The sequence below is a fragment of the Adhaeribacter sp. genome, from assembly GCF_057359045.1.
Window position 1 is genome coordinate 1 of the sequence record NZ_JBMQUD010000034.1, and the last position, 18,044, is coordinate 18,044.

General features: G+C 45.3%; 18 protein-coding genes. 11 read left to right on the top strand and 7 right to left on the bottom strand.

The features are described 5' to 3' along the window. The first annotated feature begins 81 nt into the window (after positions 1 to 81). Complete coding sequence (locus ACO1R6_RS05670) at positions 82 to 609, top strand: REP-associated tyrosine transposase (protein ID WP_486262939.1); 528 nt, start codon at positions 82 to 84, stop codon at positions 607 to 609. Between the two features lie 299 nt (positions 610 to 908). Here ACO1R6_RS05670 and ACO1R6_RS05675 read toward each other — a convergent pair whose 3' ends face one another. Then, positions 909 to 1,271 carry a hypothetical protein gene (locus ACO1R6_RS05675; protein ID WP_486262941.1) on the bottom strand — a complete coding sequence of 121 codons (363 nt, stop codon included), beginning with the start codon at positions 1,269 to 1,271 and terminating at the stop codon, positions 909 to 911. 356 nt (positions 1,272 to 1,627) lie between these two features. Between ACO1R6_RS05675 and hemW the strand changes: the two genes are divergently transcribed. Further along, complete coding sequence (gene hemW, locus ACO1R6_RS05680) at positions 1,628 to 2,767, top strand: radical SAM family heme chaperone HemW (RefSeq protein ID WP_486262977.1); 1,140 nt, start codon at positions 1,628 to 1,630, stop codon at positions 2,765 to 2,767. Positions 2,768 to 2,847: 80 nt separating this feature from the next. Here the strand turns inward: hemW and ACO1R6_RS05685 are convergent, their stop codons facing one another. After that, positions 2,848 to 3,765 (bottom strand): 3-keto-disaccharide hydrolase, encoded by a 918-nt coding sequence (locus ACO1R6_RS05685; protein WP_486262943.1) that lies wholly within the window; start codon positions 3,763 to 3,765, stop codon positions 2,848 to 2,850. A gap of 283 nt (positions 3,766 to 4,048) precedes the next feature. Between ACO1R6_RS05685 and ACO1R6_RS05690 the strand changes: the two genes are divergently transcribed. Continuing rightward, complete coding sequence (locus ACO1R6_RS05690; protein WP_486262944.1) at positions 4,049 to 4,366, top strand: hypothetical protein; 318 nt, start codon at positions 4,049 to 4,051, stop codon at positions 4,364 to 4,366. Positions 4,367 to 4,607: 241 nt separating this feature from the next. On the opposite strand, the gene ACO1R6_RS05695 is transcribed toward ACO1R6_RS05690, so the two are convergent. Next, positions 4,608 to 5,621, bottom strand: coding sequence for an SDR family NAD(P)-dependent oxidoreductase (locus ACO1R6_RS05695; RefSeq protein ID WP_486262945.1), 1,014 nt, complete (start codon positions 5,619 to 5,621; stop codon positions 4,608 to 4,610). A 377-nt stretch (positions 5,622 to 5,998) separates the two neighbouring features. On the opposite strand from ACO1R6_RS05695, the gene ACO1R6_RS05700 reads away from it, so the two are divergent. Further along, the gene (locus tag ACO1R6_RS05700) at positions 5,999 to 6,553 is read left to right on the top strand and encodes an inorganic diphosphatase (protein ID WP_486262947.1); all 555 of its coding nucleotides are present in this window, start codon (positions 5,999 to 6,001) and stop codon (positions 6,551 to 6,553) included. A 43-nt stretch (positions 6,554 to 6,596) separates the two neighbouring features. Here ACO1R6_RS05700 and ACO1R6_RS05705 read toward each other — a convergent pair whose 3' ends face one another. Beyond that, on the bottom strand, positions 6,597 to 7,550 hold the full coding sequence (locus tag ACO1R6_RS05705; RefSeq protein ID WP_486262949.1) for an EamA family transporter: 954 nt from the start codon (positions 7,548 to 7,550) through the stop codon (positions 6,597 to 6,599). Between the two features lie 151 nt (positions 7,551 to 7,701). On the opposite strand from ACO1R6_RS05705, the gene ACO1R6_RS05710 reads away from it, so the two are divergent. After that, positions 7,702 to 8,013, top strand: coding sequence for a SemiSWEET family sugar transporter (locus tag ACO1R6_RS05710; protein WP_486262951.1), 312 nt, complete (start codon positions 7,702 to 7,704; stop codon positions 8,011 to 8,013). Here ACO1R6_RS05710 and ACO1R6_RS05715 read toward each other — a convergent pair. Then, positions 7,993 to 9,438: an erythromycin esterase family protein gene (locus tag ACO1R6_RS05715; RefSeq protein WP_486262952.1), complete on the bottom strand. Its 1,446-nt coding sequence runs from the start codon at positions 9,436 to 9,438 to the stop codon at positions 7,993 to 7,995. The genes ACO1R6_RS05710 and ACO1R6_RS05715 overlap by 21 nt on opposite strands. Before the next feature lie 195 nt (positions 9,439 to 9,633). On the opposite strand from ACO1R6_RS05715, the gene ACO1R6_RS05720 reads away from it, so the two are divergent. Together ACO1R6_RS05720 and fumC are read left to right on the top strand one after the other, a co-directional pair. Next, positions 9,634 to 10,212 (top strand): hypothetical protein, encoded by a 579-nt coding sequence (locus ACO1R6_RS05720; protein ID WP_486262954.1) that lies wholly within the window; start codon positions 9,634 to 9,636, stop codon positions 10,210 to 10,212. A gap of 497 nt (positions 10,213 to 10,709) precedes the next feature. Continuing rightward, complete coding sequence (gene fumC, locus ACO1R6_RS05725) at positions 10,710 to 12,110, top strand: class II fumarate hydratase (RefSeq protein ID WP_486262955.1); 1,401 nt, start codon at positions 10,710 to 10,712, stop codon at positions 12,108 to 12,110. A 195-nt stretch (positions 12,111 to 12,305) separates the two neighbouring features. On the opposite strand, the gene ACO1R6_RS05730 is transcribed toward fumC, so the two are convergent. Further along, positions 12,306 to 13,112 carry a hypothetical protein gene (locus ACO1R6_RS05730; protein ID WP_486262957.1) on the bottom strand — a complete coding sequence of 269 codons (807 nt, stop codon included), beginning with the start codon at positions 13,110 to 13,112 and terminating at the stop codon, positions 12,306 to 12,308. 560 nt (positions 13,113 to 13,672) lie between these two features. Here ACO1R6_RS05730 and ACO1R6_RS05735 point away from each other — a divergent pair. The 4 genes from ACO1R6_RS05735 to ACO1R6_RS05750 all read left to right on the top strand — a co-directional run bounded on the left by ACO1R6_RS05735 (position 13,673) and on the right by ACO1R6_RS05750 (position 16,717). Next, positions 13,673 to 14,776, top strand: a complete 1,104-nt coding sequence (locus tag ACO1R6_RS05735) for a Gfo/Idh/MocA family protein (RefSeq protein WP_486262958.1) — start codon at positions 13,673 to 13,675, stop codon at positions 14,774 to 14,776. Between the two features lie 97 nt (positions 14,777 to 14,873). Continuing rightward, entirely contained in the window at positions 14,874 to 15,395 is a 522-nt protein-coding gene (locus ACO1R6_RS05740; protein WP_486262960.1) for a DUF6265 family protein, read from the top strand. A 66-nt stretch (positions 15,396 to 15,461) separates the two neighbouring features. Then, positions 15,462 to 16,088: a class I SAM-dependent methyltransferase gene (locus ACO1R6_RS05745; RefSeq protein ID WP_486262962.1), complete on the top strand. Its 627-nt coding sequence runs from the start codon at positions 15,462 to 15,464 to the stop codon at positions 16,086 to 16,088. Positions 16,089 to 16,270: 182 nt separating this feature from the next. After that, the gene (locus ACO1R6_RS05750) at positions 16,271 to 16,717 is read left to right on the top strand and encodes an ATP-binding protein (protein ID WP_486262964.1); all 447 of its coding nucleotides are present in this window, start codon (positions 16,271 to 16,273) and stop codon (positions 16,715 to 16,717) included. A gap of 552 nt (positions 16,718 to 17,269) precedes the next feature. On the opposite strand, the gene ACO1R6_RS05755 is transcribed toward ACO1R6_RS05750, so the two are convergent. After that, positions 17,270 to 18,004: a DUF72 domain-containing protein gene (locus tag ACO1R6_RS05755; RefSeq protein ID WP_486262966.1), complete on the bottom strand. Its 735-nt coding sequence runs from the start codon at positions 18,002 to 18,004 to the stop codon at positions 17,270 to 17,272. Between the last annotated feature and the right edge of the window lie 40 nt (positions 18,005 to 18,044).

Sequence of the window (18,044 nt, forward strand, 5' to 3'; positions counted from 1 at the left end):
AATCACGAGCGGGACGCTCGCGATAGGTTTTGGTTGGGAGGAATAGCTAACTTTTAGGGAAGTGCCGTATAAGGCGGTATTATGTCGAGGCGGTATAAAACGTATGAAGGTGGTTTGTTTTTTGTAACGCTTACTGTAGTAGGCTGGATAGATGTATTTACCCGCCGCGAATATTGCGACTGTCTGGTACAAAATTTAAAATATTGCCAGGAAAAGAAAGGCTTGCAACTCTACGCTTACTGCATTATGAGCAGCCACGTACATTTGGTTGCCGCCGCCGAAACCGGATTGCTGAACCATATTTTGCGCGATTTTAAAAGCTACACCGCCAAACAACTATTGCAACTAATTACCGATAATCCGCAGGAAAGCCGCAAAGATTGGCTGTTGTTTTTATTCCGGCATTTTGCCAGAAATAAGCCCAATACCCAAAATCAATTCTGGCAGCACCACAACCATCCCATTGATTTAACCAGCAATAATTTAATTAACCAGAAAGTAGCCTACATTCACCAGAACCCGGTACAGGGTGGTTTGGTAAATGAGCCGCAGGATTATATTTACAGCAGTGCTAATCCGCTAAGCCCCTTAAAAGTATTGCTGTTATAACGTAAACTGGGAACCACCTGGCGCGAGGCTCCGCCTCGTGTCTCTTATTCCTAAGGCCTCTGGCCTATATTATCCATCTGCCAAATTATATAATAAATAGCTACAACGGCCAGAGGCCGGAGGAAGAAATCACGAGCGTCCCGCTCGCGATAAGATATTTTTACTAAAGTTCCTGTTGTGCGTAGCGCGTTGCACTACCTATTGTGCGTAGCGCGCTACGCTAACTTTACGCATAACCAATAACCAGATTGAGCAAAAATATGCCATAAGTGGCGGAGATTTATTTAACTTTTTACCGCCTACTTTTTTCTTTCGTACGCCTTATAATCGCTGAGCAAATAATTGGTTAGGGCAATCCCAAAGAAAGATAAAAAATACCAGCGGGCATTGCGTTGCTTAAGGGCACCGGTAACCAGGGGCAGTAGAACCAGGGCGGGAACAAAAGGCGTTTCGAGTTGCCCGTGTACCTTCAGCGGAATAATGGGTTTCAGGCCCAGTGGATGATCGGTGAAGGTGTCGATGAGACCTTGGGTACCAGCAAAGGCGTAGCAAAGCGTACGGGCCGGGCCTTGCAAATTGAATAAGGTAGGAGCCAGCACTTGCAAGGTTACAAAACCGTAATCAATAGCGCCGTGGGCTTTCGGTCCGATGGGTTTATACATGTTAATGACTGTTTAATTAAGTTATAAAGTACGCACCAGCGGGTAACAGGTTAGCCGGTACAGAGCAGGCAAGATAATATTGCTTTTCTAAGGTGGAGTATAGGAGTAGTAGACTCTGGCGGACACAGCGGAGCTTCGGACCTTCATATTTTCGGGCTTTTATACACCACTGGTTGTTCTAAATCTTCAGTGTACAGAACCCAATTTACAAGCGCCAATAACTACCGGTAAAACATTATTTATTAACTGAACAGAAAGGGTGCTGATATTTGTTTCTACCTTAGTCCTGGGGTTCGGGGTTTAACCAAGAATTGCCAGCATGCATTTATTCAGAAAAACAACGCGTAAATTTATTTGTGGCCGGTATTTATATTCATATTCCTTTTTGCAAGCAGGCTTGCCATTACTGCGATTTCCATTTTAGCACATCGTTGCGGCAAAAGGCCCCCGTGGTAGAGGCTATTTGCCAGGAAATAGCTTTGCAACAAAATTATTTGGCGAACCAAACCATTAACACCATCTATTTTGGTGGCGGTACGCCTTCTTTGTTGAGCCAAAAAGAATTGGACCAGCTATTTACCGCTTTGCACCAATCCTTTTCTATTGCGCCCGATGCCGAAGTAACCCTGGAAGCCAACCCCGACGATTTAAGCCGGGTTAAGTTGCAGGAACTAACGGCTTCGCCGGTAAACCGTTTGAGTATTGGTATTCAGTCGTTTCAGGAAGAACATTTGCGGCGCATGAACCGGGCGCACAATGCCCAGGAAGCCTATCAATCGGTGCTTTATGCGCAGGACGCCGGTTTTACCAACATTACCACCGACCTGATTTACGGCATACCGGCCCCCTCTCACCAATTGTGGCTTACCGATCTGGAGAAATTATTTAGCTTACAGGTGCAGCATGTATCGTGTTATGCCCTTACCATTGAAGAAAAAACGGCTTTGGGCCGCTGGACGAAGAAAGGTACTTTTAAACCCAGCGAAGATGAGTTTGTAGCCGAACAGTTTGAAATATTGGTATCCCAGATGCAGGCACACGGCTTTACCCAATACGAAATTTCTAATTTTTGCCGGCCCGGTTACGAATCGAAGCACAACAGCAATTATTGGCGCGGGGTACATTATTTGGGGCTGGGCCCCAGCGCCCACTCTTTTAACGGTTATTCCCGGCAGTACAACGTGGCCAACAATGCGCAGTATTTAACGGCCCTTATGCAAAACAAACTAGCTTTTGAACGCGAAGAGCTTACGGCTATAGACCAGGCCAACGAATATTTGCTCACGAGTCTGCGTACCATCTGGGGCTGCGACCTCAAGCGACTGCAAAAACAATTTGGCATCGATTTGGAAACCCAACAAGCAACCTATTTAGCCGAACTGCTCCGGAAAGAATATATTTTTATCAAAGACCAGGTGTTGTACCTAACCGATAAAGGCAAATTACTCGCCGACCAGATTACCCTGGACTTATTTCTGGAGCCCCAAACCCATTAAATATTAGCGCTCAGCGGCTAGCGTGTCAACGAGAAACTGGGCAACTTACGACGGAAGGCCGTAATACTTTTTTTAATGGGTTAGAATATGCGTTTTAGCTTTCCCCAAAAGCTGTATTGGCACGGCTGGTTATCCGACACCACATAATACGATTTGTAACCTTTGGCCTTGGGGTCGGTGCAACCTTTTAGGTTCAGGATTTCTACGTTTCTAAAATCAATTGGGTGGCTTTCGGCTTGTAAGGCAATATAACCTTCTTTTAAGGCCATGCCGTTTTTGCTTTTCCACTCTTTGGTGTAGGCATCTTCCCGGCCCTGGGCCCAGTAAGTTTCGCCAACCTGGGGTTTGGTAAACGTAAAAACGGTATCGCCATTTACCAGGTGTTTAATAATAGAATCGCCCAGCACAATAATTTCGGCTTTTACCCAATCATCGCCGTGGTAGGTTTTAGAATTAGAATCGATGCAGTGGTTGGGGTTTAGACGGCCGTTGGTGTGCACAATGGTGCCAGGCGTACACAAATTACCCGTGTGGCGTTCGCCGGAACCCAGCCCGCCCAAGGTTTGGTACTCCAGCGACACCGGGAATTCCTGGTTTAAAGTAAGACTTTGCGCCGATTGCGAATGGTACATTACCCCACTGTTGCGCACATTCCAGCTGGCGCCGCCGGGTGTTTGGTCTCCGGTAAAGCGATATTCGAAACGCAGAATATAATGGGAGTATGGCTGCCGGTAATACATGTGCCCGTATTTATTATCGAAGTTCTGGTACTGATCATAAGCCACCCGCACCATGCCGTCCTCGTACCGGAAAGTGTTTTTGTAATTGTCGTTTAGTTCGTGGCCGGCAATCTTTATATCCCAACCCGATAAATCTTTACCGTTGAATAACGGTTGCCAGTCTTTTTTATCGGCTTGGCGCTGGGCCAGGGCCGGGCTAACCAACAGGCTTAATAAACAGCAAAAAGTAAAAGAATAAAACAGGTATTTTTTTAGCATAGCCGATAAAGTAGTTTTATAGAAGTGCCGGAAATACAATTATACTGGAATATATTCTTTTTAAAAGCGATTGTACCTATAAACTTCTGCTGTATTGGTCTAAGTTACGCGCTACGGGTATCAGATTCTGGCAAATAATAAATTTAACCTGTAAAGCAGCTAATAAAAGAATATTCTTTGCTGCATAAAATAAAAACAGCCAGTTGTGGCTGCAGCCGGCTGTTTTTACTTGCAGAATCTGTTACTTTGTTAATTAAGTAACTTACCAACACCAAAGCACCCCATGGGCAAACCAGCTTCGGGCCCAACCGATAAAATTCTGGCCTTTATTTATTTTGTTGGCTTTGAAGTGGCCCTATATTATATACTTTCCTATTTGCTCTTCGACCAGGTAGAAAAGAACCCCGATGAGCGTGAAGCCATTATTGTTAACAACTGGAACAGCTTTATTTATTTTGTTTTGCTTTACATTGGAGTGATTATTGCGGCTATGCTGTTGCTTACCTCGGCCCTACCCCGTAAGTATAAACCCCAAATTATGTTCTGGTTCTGGCTAGCGTGGCCCGTATTGCTGCTGATGCTGGTTTTTGCTTTTAATTAAGTTCCCGTACAGCTTGGCGCAGGTTTAAGTTAGGAAGGAGGAATAAACTTTCTGTTCCGGAATAACTTATTTGGATGGTTTAAGCTAAATTTAAACAGATCCCCCATATTAAAATAGGGCACACTAGTACTCAAAAAAATTAATTTTTAGAGAACTCATCCAACCGGTATACTAAAATTAGTCTTTTAAATAATAATTTCTAATGCATCATTCCTAATTTTTAATTCCGTGCGGCACCAGCTTACTCATTATTTTTAGCTGCATTTTTATCTTGTATGGCTTGGGCCCAATCGGGTACCAGTTCCGATTTGCTTTCGTCGCCGGTGCGGGCTTCGTTGGAGCCTGGGCCGGGTAAAATCTGGTTAATTAAACTAAAATATTCGGTCATAAAGCCCGGGGATAAGCCGTGGACCAGCGAAGCCAGCTTGCCGTACACCGAGAGCGTTAATTCGGCTTCGCCGTAGCGGATGGCATCTAATATTTTACGGGCCGATTTTTCGGCACTCATCGATACCAGCGGCAAAGCATCGAGCGTCGCAAACCAGGCGTATTCTTTTTCGGCTTGTCCTTTTACAATGCCATGACCGGTGCTGCCGGTGCGCATGAGCCACGGGTTTATGGTAGTAACGGAGATATTGTGCTGCTTTAACTCGGCCCGCAACCCTTCCGACAAGCCCACCAAGGCAAATTTGCTGCCGCTGTAAGGAAGCATGTGCGGTATACTTACTTTACCCCCAATAGAAGCAATATTTACAATCCGGCCTTCCTGGCGTTGTTTCATGCCGGGCAATACCGCCAGCGTGGTGTACAGCGGCCCCCAGTAATGAATATCCATCGCTGACCGGAAATCTTCTAAACTCAGGTTTTCCAAGGGCCCCGCCTGGATAACACCGGCATTGTTAATTAATACATCTATGCGGCCATAATGGCTTTCTACTTGCTGTACCAAACTATTTACGGCGGCCTCGTGGCGTACATCGCAAGGAATGGCCAAGACCTTGGCACCGTCGTTTTTTAATTCCTGCCAGGCTGCTTCCAGTTCTTCGGCATCGCGGGCACATAAGGCCAGCCGGGCCCCGGCCTCCGCAAACTGGCGGGCCATTACCAGGCCTAAGCCGCGCGAACCGCCGGTAATTAAAACTACTTTATCTTTAAAATTATAAGCTTGCAGGTGGCGCGATACGGCCCGGTAGCCTAAAAAAGCACCGGCACCAGCCAAGGCCAGCCAAATATTATTGCGTTGCTGATTGTTCATGGTATATAATCTTTTCTGATTTAATATTTATCCTGTTGTTTATTCAATTTTTTGGCTCCTGCTGGGTTACTAAATGAGCAGGCTAAGCTGGTAGTACTGCCGTTATTCATTTATTTAGATTACCAGCTTTTTGCGCTTAAAAGTTTTACGCCCTTTGGGGGTATATCGTTCTGGTAAGAGGAAGCCGGATTAAGCTGAGGTTTATATATTGACGGGAATATTTTCTGTAGCAGCTAACGGGTTAAAGACAATTTAACCAAATGCGAATAAAATGTAACCCCGGCCACTGGCATTGCCGTTTAGAAATGACTAGTTGGAATCGTAAGGAGGCAGCATAGGCCGCCAACTGGTTTACCTAACCCCAGCTTAAATATTACATGAAAACATCCGTAGAAAACTTACCTTTTATAGATGCCGAAACCGGCGATTACAACGTAATTATTGAAACACCCAAAGGCAGCCGGAATAAATATTCTTACGACGAGCAACTACAACTCTATAGGTTAAAAGGGGTGCTGCCGGCGGGCGCCAGTTTCCCGTACGATTTTGGCTTTTTGCCCAGTACCCACGGCGAAGACGGCGACCCTTTAGATGTGTTGCTTTTGATGGACGAACCCGCTTACCCCGGTGTATTGGTACCTGCCCGCCTGATTGGTGTAATTGCCGCCGAACAAACCGAAGAAGGTAATACTGTCCGGAACGATCGTTTGCTGGCGGTATCTTCTATCTCTAAAACGCACCAGTCGCTGCAGGATATAAAGGATCTGGATAAGCAGTTATTAACCGAAATAGAACACTTTTTTAAATCTTATAACGACATTAAAGGCTATACTTTCACCGTTGTAGGCCGCTACGGACCCAGCCGGGCAGCGCAATTGGTAAAAGCAGGCGGCAAATTATACGAACAAAAACAAAAATCCGGCGCAGAATAAATGCTTTTGGTTTAGTTTTACCGCCATTAGCCCGGGCTTAAATTTATGCTGATTTTTCGGCGACCGGTTTGGCGGATTTGGTCCGGGCCCGTAAAATAAGAATAACCCCCAGGAGAATAAGGCTGCCGGCTAACAGCATTTGCGCGTTTATTTTTTCATCGGCTAAAAGCCAGCCCAATATTACGGCTACCAATGGGTTTACATAGGCGTACGTAGAAGCCTGGCTAGGTGGCACCACCCGAATAAGCCAACTATACGCATTATAAGCCACCAACGAGCCAAACACTATTAAATAACCAAAGGCCAGCCAGCTTTTTACCGAAACCTGTTCCACGTGAAAGGTTTGCCATTCGCCGCGTAAGACCGAGGCTAAAATTAAAAAAGCCCCGCCCAAAAGCATTTGCAGCGCCGTGTGCAGCAAAGGTGCAGCCAAATTCTTAGAAACCGATGCATAAAGCGAGCCAATAGTCCAGGCTAAGTTGCTGCAGATAATAACCGCTAAACCTACCCCATCTAAAGATTGGCCTACCAATTGCCCCGGCCCAATTAAGGCCACAATGCCGGCTAGTCCCAACGCTAAACCGCCAACTACCCGCCCATTAGGCCGCGCGTTGCCAAAAAATAACCAACCCAGCACCACAAACCAAATTGGCGAGGTAGAAATAAGCAAAGCTGTAATACCCGATGGTACGGTAAGTTCGGCGTAAGCCACTCCGCCATTTCCAATTAATATGAGTAAAAAGCCCACAATGGCAGCAGCTTTTACGTTGGGCCAGGTAGGTACCGGCGCTTTTTGTACCAGCCGGGTATATAGGTATAAACCCAAACCAGCCACTAAAAACCGCGAACCCGACATTAGGAGGGGCGGCATAGACTCGTTGGTAAACCGAATACCCAGATAAGTAGAACCCCAAATGATATAAACCGCGGCAAAGGCTAAATATATTTGCCATTTTGCGGGTTTAGCCAGGTTAGGGGTATCTGTTGCTACTGCCATAATCCATCTAGTTAATTATCCGGGGCAAATTTACCATTCTGGCGGCACTTGCCCGTATGGGCAATATTATTTATGTGGTTTATGCTGATAAAAAACTGTGGTAAATCCGGCAAACCAGAAATCTATTCTGCGTAAGAAAGGCCCTATGGATATGATTCAAATACTCGGGTTGGTAGCGGGGGCATGTACTTCGGTGGCGGCCGCTCCCCAATTAGTTAAAACCTGGAAAACTAAAAACGTGCAGGACGTCTCTGTCCGGATGTTTATTCTGTATGTAATCGGAAATGGCCTGTGGCTGGTTTATGGTATTTTTAAATCGGATTTCCCGATTATTATTACCAATGCCATTGCCCTGCTGATTAACGGCTGCATGCTTTATTTAAAATTACGTTATAAAAACAACCATGCCGATGCCCAGCAGGATACGGATAAGCGGCCGCAATTAAGTACCCCAGGGATATAAATCGGGTGGTTCGTTGCCTTTAACCGGCGTACCCAGCGGGTGCAAGGCCTGTGTTCTGTCTATAAACAGGAAAGCATCGTAGCGTTGCGGCATGATGGAGGGTACGTAATTATACTGCTCGCGTTGGGGGTTGTAAACTACGCCTATTGCCCGGTGGCCAACTGGTTTTTTTAGGTTCTTTTCGTCGCGGATATCTTTAGATAAAATTATCTTATCCGTGGGGCTTAATTGGTGTAAAATCTGTTCCCAACTACCGGCCGAGGCAGCAGGCACTTCCATTTTCTGCAAGGGATTGCCCCAACTACCGGCGGCAATTACCGAGCCCTGGTAAGAACCAAAACCCACAATAAAAACATTCTCTGGCCCGTAAGCTTTCCGGGCTAACTGGCCCACATTAACTAACCCTTCCCGGGCCATATCGGTATAGCGGGCATCGCCTACGTGAGTATTATGCTCCCACACAATAGCTTTGGCCTGGGGGCCATGAAATTCCAGAAGTCTTTGCAGGGTTTCGGCCATGTGGTTATCCCGAATATTCCAGGATTCCTGCCCGCTGCCCATGGCCCGGTAATAACGTTCGCCGTTTACGGCTACCAACGCATTTTGCTCGGCTACAAACTGGGCTTCGCTTTTCTGACCATTGTTCATTTTCCGGATGGCTTGCAGCAAGCGGTTGGTTTCGGCACGGCAATTAGCCGAAGCATTGGCCACGGCCCGCGCGTATTGCTGGGCATCGGCACTAAACGGTTGAAAACATTTATGCGCTTGCTGCGCCGCTTTCAAGGTGGCCGCATCGGCTTTTTGTAAATACGGCATCATTTCGGTCATCGACTCCCACAGGCAATACACGTCCAGGCCAAAAAAGCCTACTTTATTTGCGGCCGGTTTGTCTTGGTTATAGTTATTCAGCCAACTTACCAAAGCGGCAATTTCGTAGTTCCCCCACATCCAGGTAGGCCAGCGGTTGTATTGCGCCAGCAGTTTTACCACGGCCGCACTGTCTTTTTTCGGGCCTTTAATGAAATTATTTACCCGATACGAATCGGCCCACTCGCCTTCTACCGAAATAAAATTAAAGCCTTTCTCCTGAATTAAGCGTTTAGAGATGGCTGCCCGCCAGGTATAATATTCAGAAGTGCCGTGCGACGCCTCACCCAACAGCACTACTTTGGCGTTTCCAATCTGGTTTAAAAGCACATCCAGGTCTTGCTCGTTGCGCAGCGGGTAACTGGGTATTTTTAACCGCACCGGCTTACCTTGCTCGCCCTCGCTCACCAGTAATGCCGGGGTGCTTGCCTGAACCGATGCCTTTTGCGCTGGCGTACTGGTATTTTCGTGAGTCGATGGCTGGCAAGCACCCATAACTGAAAAAAGTGCAGATAAAATAATGCCTGCGCGCCAATGCCGGATTTGGATCTTTTTCATATCGCCGCTTGCCCAAAATTTAATTATTACAGATTTATTCTTACCGATCCTATTACATGGGGGTTACCGGAGCCGCAATATTTACGTATTAATTCAACGTTTCCAGGAAATATTGTATTTATCTAATTACAGCTATATCTTTTTTTGCGTATGTGGGGTATCAGTACTTACTTTGTTTTATCAAGTCTGAACTCTATGAAAAAGATTACAAACACAGCCTCTTTATTTTTCTCTGCCGTATTGTTTTTAGCCACGACCCTATTATTTAGCTCGTGCTCCAGTAACAAACAATATTTTTCTTTTACCCCGGCGCCGCCCGCTTACGTTAAAAAAGCAGTAGCTGCACCCGCCGAAGAAGTTTCTGTTGAACCCACCGTAGCCGATGTCGAAATTTTAACGGCCAGTACCGCCCCGGAGCAAGCAGTGGTTTTGCCCGAAGTAGCGGCTATTAAAAAAGCGAAAGCCCAACCACAAATGGCCGCCGCGCTGGCCCAAACCAGTATGGCTGCTCCTACCGTTGAAAAGAAACAAAAATTAACTCTGGCGCAAAAAGTAGTGCTGCATAAAGTACAAAAGCAGGTAAAAAAATTAAGTGCCAAAGGAGAACAAAGCCAGGCCGCTGCCGGACCCGTATCTAACCGCAACGCCATTGCCCTGATTTTAATTGGTTTAATTGTAGCCGTGTTCGGCTCGTTTCTAGGTTCGCTGTTCTACACCCTGGGCGTACTGATATTATTGGTAGGTCTGGTACTGCTTATTCTTAATTACGTTTAAGCACCGCCGCTACACAAATATTCCTGGCCGTTCCGTTAGCAAAACTAGTTGCTAACAGAACGGCTTTTTTATGGTAAATAATCTTCTAGCTCAAGCCAAAGGCAATTCAGGTTCAGAAGAAGTAAGAATATTTATCAAATTATAGCTTAAATCTCGAAAGGCCGTAGTTAAGAACAAATTACAGCAGTTTGGCTGGCGAGGGCCTTCTAAGGTTGTGGTACCGAGGAACGAGGCCTTCCGATGATAGGAGGAAAACAAGCTTAAACAGACCGAGCGGCCAAACGGGGCCTCGCGGCCGGGAGCAAACTTAGGCAAATGCATACCGTTAGCACCTGTGCCTTGAAAGATGTAATCTTTTAAATGAGCAACGATAGCTTTATTAATTTAAGAAGTTAACAAGCAGCACAGCAATCAGCTAAATAATTTTACGTAACGTCAGTTATAAATTTATTCCTTAATTTTGCCGCCGGTTTTTAAACGATAAATCATCCACTACTATGAGTAATTTCCGCGTAGAAAAAGATACCATGGGACCGGTTAATGTACCGGCCGATAAATATTGGGGTGCCCAAACCCAGCGTTCAAAAGAAAATTTTACCATTGGCGGTCAGTTAATGCCCAAAGAGGTAATTCAGGCCTTTGCCATTCTTAAAAAGTCGGCGGCTTATGCCAATACCGAGTTGGGTGTGCTGCCCCGCGAAAAAGCCGATATTATCGCCCGCGTGTGCGACGAAATATCCGCCGGTGAACTCGATGAAGAATTTCCGCTGGTGGTGTGGCAAACCGGTTCGGGTACGCAAAGCAACATGAACGTGAACGAAGTAGTAGCCAACCGGGCGCACGTGTTGTTGGGGGGGAATCTACTCGACGAGAAAAAACAAATTCACCCGAACGATGATGTAAATAAATCGCAATCGTCGAACGATACTTTCCCGACGGCCATGCACATTGCCGGCTACAAAATTGTGGCAGAGCATACCCTGCCCATGGTGCAAAAACTGCGCGACACGCTGCACCAGAAATCGCAGGAATACATGAACGTGGTAAAAATTGGCCGCACGCACTTAATGGATGCTACGCCGCTAACCTTGGGCCAGGAGCTTTCGGGTTATGTATCGCAACTCGACCACGGCATGCGCGCCCTGCGCAATACTCTGGATCATTTAAGCGAACTAGCGTTGGGTGGCTCGGCCGTAGGAACTGGTTTAAATACCCCCCAAGGCTACGCCGAACTGGTAGCTCAGAAAATTGCCGAATTTTCGGGTTTACCATTGCGCACCGCCGAAAATAAATTTGAATCGTTGGCGGCCCACGATGCCATTGTTGAAACATCTGGCGCTTTAAAACAACTGGCCGTTAGTTTAATGAAAATTGCCAACGATATCCGCTTGCTGGCTTCAGGCCCACGGTCCGGTATTGGCGAAATAATTATTCCGGAAAACGAGCCGGGCTCTTCTATTATGCCGGGCAAAGTTAATCCAACGCAAGCCGAAGCCATGACCATGGTGTGTGCCCAGGTAATTGGGAACGATGTAGCCATTAGCGTAGGCGGCATGAACGGCCACTTTGAGCTGAACGTGTTTAAGCCCGTTATGATTTACAACCTGCTCATGAGCGCCCGCTTATTAGGTGATGCTTGCGATTCTTTCGATAAGCACTGCGCCGTAGGTATTGAGCCCAACTACGAGGTTATTAAACGTCAGCTCGAAAACTCTTTAATGCTGGTAACGGCCCTGAACCCGCACATCGGTTACGAAAATGCGGCTAAAATTGCAAAAACAGCGCACAAAGAAGGTACTACCCTGCGCCAGGCGGCCATTAGCCTGGGCTTACTCACCGACGAGCAATTTACCCAATGGGTACGTCCGGAAGATATGATTGGCAGCTTAAAAGGTTAAGCCGACTGCAATATATAACGGGTTACAGCACCTGAGTTAGTTATAGATAATCCTTGTTGAAAACAGGACAAAATAGAGAACCTCTCGTTTAAGTGAATAATCTGTTCACGCTAAAACGGGAGGTTCTTATGTTATGCACCCCAGCCAGTTTTGTACCACTTTAAAGTTGGCAATAGAGCATAGTAGTAATTACTACTATTTAACTGAGGCTACTCTGGCTGTTTTGTTGCTTACCCGTTGAAATACATCTTCAAAGTTAAAGTAAGTCTTGCCGGCTGCGTCTTTAATTGTACCAGTCCAGTACATTTTATCTCCTGTTACGCGCTGGGTAATTTCTACTTTATCGGCTTTATTTATTTTAAAAGAAGCGTATTCTAGGTTTGGATATATTTTATCGCCGGCCATGGTGTAAGTACCGCCCATTCGGTTTTCCAGCTTTTTGTTTCGGGTGCTGGTGCGCATCCAGTGGGTAGGCGTAATAATCTGAAAACGGGTAGCCGTGGCATGGGTATGAGATTCTTTTTTGCCGTCGGGCCCCCAGTACGTAGAAGAAAGCTGGTTCCAGGAGCCAATGGCCGGATTATTGGGAAAGGATTTAGCGGTATTTACTTTTACAAAAGTATGATCTATCGGATGTTTTTGCGTGTCTGATACAATAAAGTCGCCCTTCTGGTAAAACTTATCACCTTCTACCCTAAAATTATATTCGGCTTTCATTTTTTTGTAAGGTTCCTGATTTACGTAAAATTCGGTAAAATCCGGCGTCTGCAAGTTTTCGATTAATTTATTTCCTCTAATGGCATAAGTACCACCACCCCCGTTTACAACAGTATCGGCGTGTAAAGATTTAATAACAAACATAAAGTGGGTAGGCGTAAATATCTTAATTTCCTCTACCGAATCGGTTCTGGCCACCCAGGTGCCAATTAATGGATTTTGGGCAAATAACGGTACAGTAATAGCCCATACCAGCATGGTAAGAAAGATTAGTTTTGTTTTCATAACAGAAAGGCTTTGAAGGGTGAAAAACTACTTGGAAAAGGGAAAAGAATCCTAAATAAAAAAAGCTATTTATGGTAAAAGAAGCTTTATGCTTAAATATAATGTCCTGACTATCAGAGATTAACCCTTTGCAATTAACCCCATAAAGATTGTAAGAAAGCCGTCTTTCAAGAAGTTGGCGTAAAAGATCACCCAGTGTATCCGCTAAATGTCTCTCTAATAAATATACAAAAATTTATTAGAAAAGCAAAATTTAATCACAATATTAATTAAATAATGCTATTATCCGTTTCCGAGGTAATTTAAATAATCTATATTGGATATGTTAAAGGAGTTTGCTAACAGTTACCGGGTAAACCGACCTGAAAAATATTTGGCAATTATGTAAAAAGAGAACTCCTTTTATTCATTATTTTGAGAAGAAATTTCAAAACTTAAATTTTTAAAGTAAGCTTTAGAATCCTCCGGATTTATCGTGCGTAATACCTTTTTATTATTTAAGCTTTATATTACAATACTGAATCTAAAATCTGGCTATAACCCATCAATCTTAAGCAACTATGACTTTTAATTCCCGCCGCGATGTTCTGAAAACCCTGGCTTTAGGTAGTGCTGCCGCTTTGTTCTCGCCCAACACCTTACTGGCCGCCACCGCACCCCAAAAAACGCGCTTAGGGGTGGCTTTAGTAGGTTTAGGCTACTACAGCACCGATTTACTGGCTCCGGCTCTGCGGCAGACTAAAAACTGCTACCTGGCGGGAATTGTAACCGGCACGCCCAGCAAAGCCGAAGCCTGGAAAAAGAAGTACAACATTCCGGATAAAAATATTTACAACTACAGCAATTTTGACCAAATAGCCAATAACCCCGATATAGATGTGGTGTACGTAGTGTTGCCGCCCTCTATGCACCGGGAGTACGTGGTGCGGGCTGCCAACGCGGGTAAACACGTGTGGTGCGAAAAACCCATGGCTATAACCGTGCAGGAGTGCCAGGCCATGATAGATGCCTGCCGCAAAAACAAGAAGACCTTGGCCATTGGTTACCGATTACAACACGAGCCTAATACCCAGGAATACTGCCGCATTGTGCAGAAGAAACTGTTGGGCAACGTACAAAAAGTAAACTGCGCTGCCGGCTACCGCGAGGGCCGCACTGACCATTGGAAGCAGAAAAAAGAAATGGGTGGCGGCGTGCTCTACGACATGGGCGTGTATGCCATTCAGGGTGCCCGATTAGGAGCCGGTATGGAGCCGGTTGCCATTGTATCGGCGAAAACCTCTACTACCCGGCCCGAAATTTATAAAAATGGCCTCGACGAAACCACGGTAGCTACTTTAGAGTTTCCAGGCGGCGTAATGGCCGATATTAAAACCAGCTTTGGCGAAAACACTAATTTTTTAAATATTACCTGCCAGAAAGGCGAAATAAAAATGGCGCCTTACTCTGCTTATGCCGGGGTAAAAGGCAGCAGTCCATTAGGCGAAATAAACCATCCTTACCAATTGCCCTGGCAACAAGCAAACCAAATGGACGATGATGCTTTGGCCATTATGCAAAATAAACCTTTACTGGTGCCCGGTGAAGAAGGCTTACGCGACATCCGGATTGTGCAGGCTATTTATAAATCGGCCAGCAGCGGGCAGCGGGTTAAAATAGCGTAAAGTAACTTCTGGTTAAAAAATATTACGCCGGCATTATTTTATTTTTAAATTAACCTCTTAAATCAATTATAACAGCTTTTTATTTAAAACAAACCCCATGCGCCACTCATTTACTTTGGTTAGTCGTAATATTTTCTTCTCTTTTTTGTGCCTGCTGGGTACTAGTTTATTCTCGGCGGCGCAAGCCCAATCCAAAGGCAGCCTCGCCGATATGCGCTTTATAGAAGGTCACTGGAAAGCCACCAACGATGGCCGGAACGTAGAAGGCTATTGGATGGCCGCCAACGGCGACAACATGGTAGGCATGATGCGCATGATGAAAGATAATAAAGTAAGCATGTACGAAATATTGGCTTACGAAGTATCCGACAAAGGTTTAACCTCTTTGGTAAAGCATTTTACACCGGGGTTGGTGGGCGTAGAAGAAAAAGATAAACAAGACCGGTATAATTTTATTGAAGCTAGCAAAGACCGGGCGGTTTTTCAGAAAGAAGGCGAAGATTTACGCATTCTCTACGAAAAGCGTTCTCCTAATCAGTTTGTAATTGCCCGGGGCAACCAGCAAAACGGCAAATGGGTGTTTAAAGATTTATTTGTTTTTAACCGGGTGGCGAAGTAAATAATTTTTAAGTCGGCCTTTAAAAAAGAAAACAAAGTAGGTTTACTTTAGCTTACCGGAGGAAGAATGATTGGAACAGAAAACAGTTTACAGGAAACTTTCGGCGGTATAGATATTTACCTGTTCGACCAATTGCTGAAAGGGCGCTTTGCAGATTGCAGCACCATATTAGATGCCGGTTGTGGTAATGGGCGTAATTTGGTTTATTTTCTGCGTCAAGGTTTAAATGTTTTTGCCACCGACTCTGATAACATGGCGGTTGCCGCGGTGCAGCAATTAGCAGCGCAATTAGCCCCTAATTTGCCGGCCCAGAACTTTAGGGTAAGGGCTATCGAAAACATGGATTTTCCGGAGGCTAGCTTTGATTTGGTAATAGCCAGTGCGGTGTTGCATTTTGCGCAAAATCCGCCGCACTTTGAGCAGATGCTCCATTCTCTTTGGCGGGTACTAAAACCCGGTGGCTTTTTGTTTGTGCGGTTAGCTTCTTCTATTGGGCTAGCGCACCTGGTACAGCCCCTGGGCAATGGCCGCTACTTACTCCCCGATGGCTCCCAAAGGTTTTTGGTTGATGAACAAACTTTGCACCATTATACCCAAGCGCTTAACGGAAGATTATTTGAGCCTCTTAAAACCACCAATGTGCAAAATCTCCGTTGCATGACTACCTGGTGCCTCCAGAAGCAAATAACCTGAATAATTTTGTTATAATTTTTGAGTTAAACATTGCTGCCGTGGGCAATATTTATTAGGATTAAGGTGGCTGTTCTGTTTTTTATTAGAGCGTTATGTTTAGAGGTATATAAAATTAAAACAGTAACGGTGTAATTTAAATATTATAACCGCCGAGCAAATAATATTCGCCATAACTATAAATAATGCAGGCCATCATTTTTTGTGGGATTCAGGCAACGGGCAAAACAACTTTTTACCAGCAATATTTTATGGCCACGCATGTTCGCATTAGCCTGGATTTGTTACGTACGCGTTTCCGGGAGCAGGTATTTCTAACGGCTTGTTTGCAAACGCGCCAACGCTTTGTAGTAGATAATACCAACCCAACCGCACTGGAAAGAGCTAAATATATTTCCCAGGCCCGCGCAGCCAGCTACGAAATAATTGGCTATTACTTTAATTCTAATGTACCGGCGGCCTTGCTGCGCAACCAGGGCCGTACGGGTAAAGCCCTAGTGCCGGAAAAAGGTATTTGGGGTACCCGCAAGCGACTGGAAATACCCCAACTAACCGAAGGTTTTGATAAGCTTTATTATGTGCAGCTAGCTGGTGCCGGTTCGTTTACAGTAACTCCCTGGCAAACGGTTTAATAAGCCTGGTTATAATTAACTAATCTCTCTATAACTATACGTCTTTTAATTTCAGTCTGGTATCGTATATTTCTTTAGTTCTGAATACTAGGGAATATTTGCCAGATTTTATCTTGCGAGGCGGTGGTGCTAACAGTATGCATTTGCCTAACTCAGCTCCCGGCCACTTGGCCCTGTCAGTGCGTTCAGACGGTCTAATCTTCCTTTGCTCCTCCGTCGCAATGCTAAAGCACCGGAATCCAAGAAGAGAATCTTCCAGAAGAGAATCTTCCAGAAGAGAATCTTCCAAAAGGTCTTCACTTCACCGACTGCAATACTTGCAGTAGCTACCAGTATTCTGCCTTGAACTTTATATGAGGAAATTTATTAGCTAAGCGCCTACATTAGGTTCGCTACTGAAGCTGCGTTACCGCAACTCCTTCCCTAGTTTAGAGAAGGTGCCCGCAGGGCGGAAGGGTTGATTCCCGGCCGGAGATGGTTCACGAATATTATGCAGGGTGCCTTATATCAGCTTTTGCTATGAAGTCAAAAATATTACCTGTTTTCCGGCACCTATAATTGGTTTAGCATAACCTGTAGGCGTTGGGCATCTACCACGGCATGGCCACCAATATCGTTATCGAAATAAATATACACAGCTTTACCGCCTTGCGCCCAGTTAACCGCCAAAGTTGCCCAATTTTGCAGGGTTTCGTCGGAGTAACTGCCGTTGTATTTGCCCGTGGGGCCATGTAACCGCACGTAAACAAAATTAGCAGTAATAACTACCGGCGATTGGTGTTGCTCCAGGTCGTAAATGCAAAAGGCTGCCTGGTATTGCCGGAGCAAATCATAAACCGGCTCCTGGTACCAGGTATGGTCGCGAAACTCAAAGGTGTATAAAAAGCCGGTGGGCAGGGCCTGTAAAAATTGTTTTAAACGGGGTAAGTCGCAGTGCCAGCGCGGCGGCAACTGAAACAAAATAGGCCCTAGTTTTTCTTCCAGGGCTGTTACGTTTTGCAAGAAATTACTCAGAGACTGTTGCGGATCTTTCAGTTTCTTCAGGTGGGTAATAAACCGGCTGGCCTTTACCGCAAAAACAAAATTGGCCGGCACCGATTGCCGCCAGCTGGCAAAAGTCTCGTAAGTGGGTAATCGGTAAAAAGAGTTGTTAATCTCAACGGTGTTAAAATACCGGAGGTAATAATTTAAATATTCGGCGGGTTTTGTTTTAGGCGGATAAAATATATCGCGCCAATGCTTGTAATGATAACCAGAGGTGCCGATATAAATATTCTCTAAAATCAATCTTTAATCTGCTAAATGTATAAAATGTACCTAAGCCTGT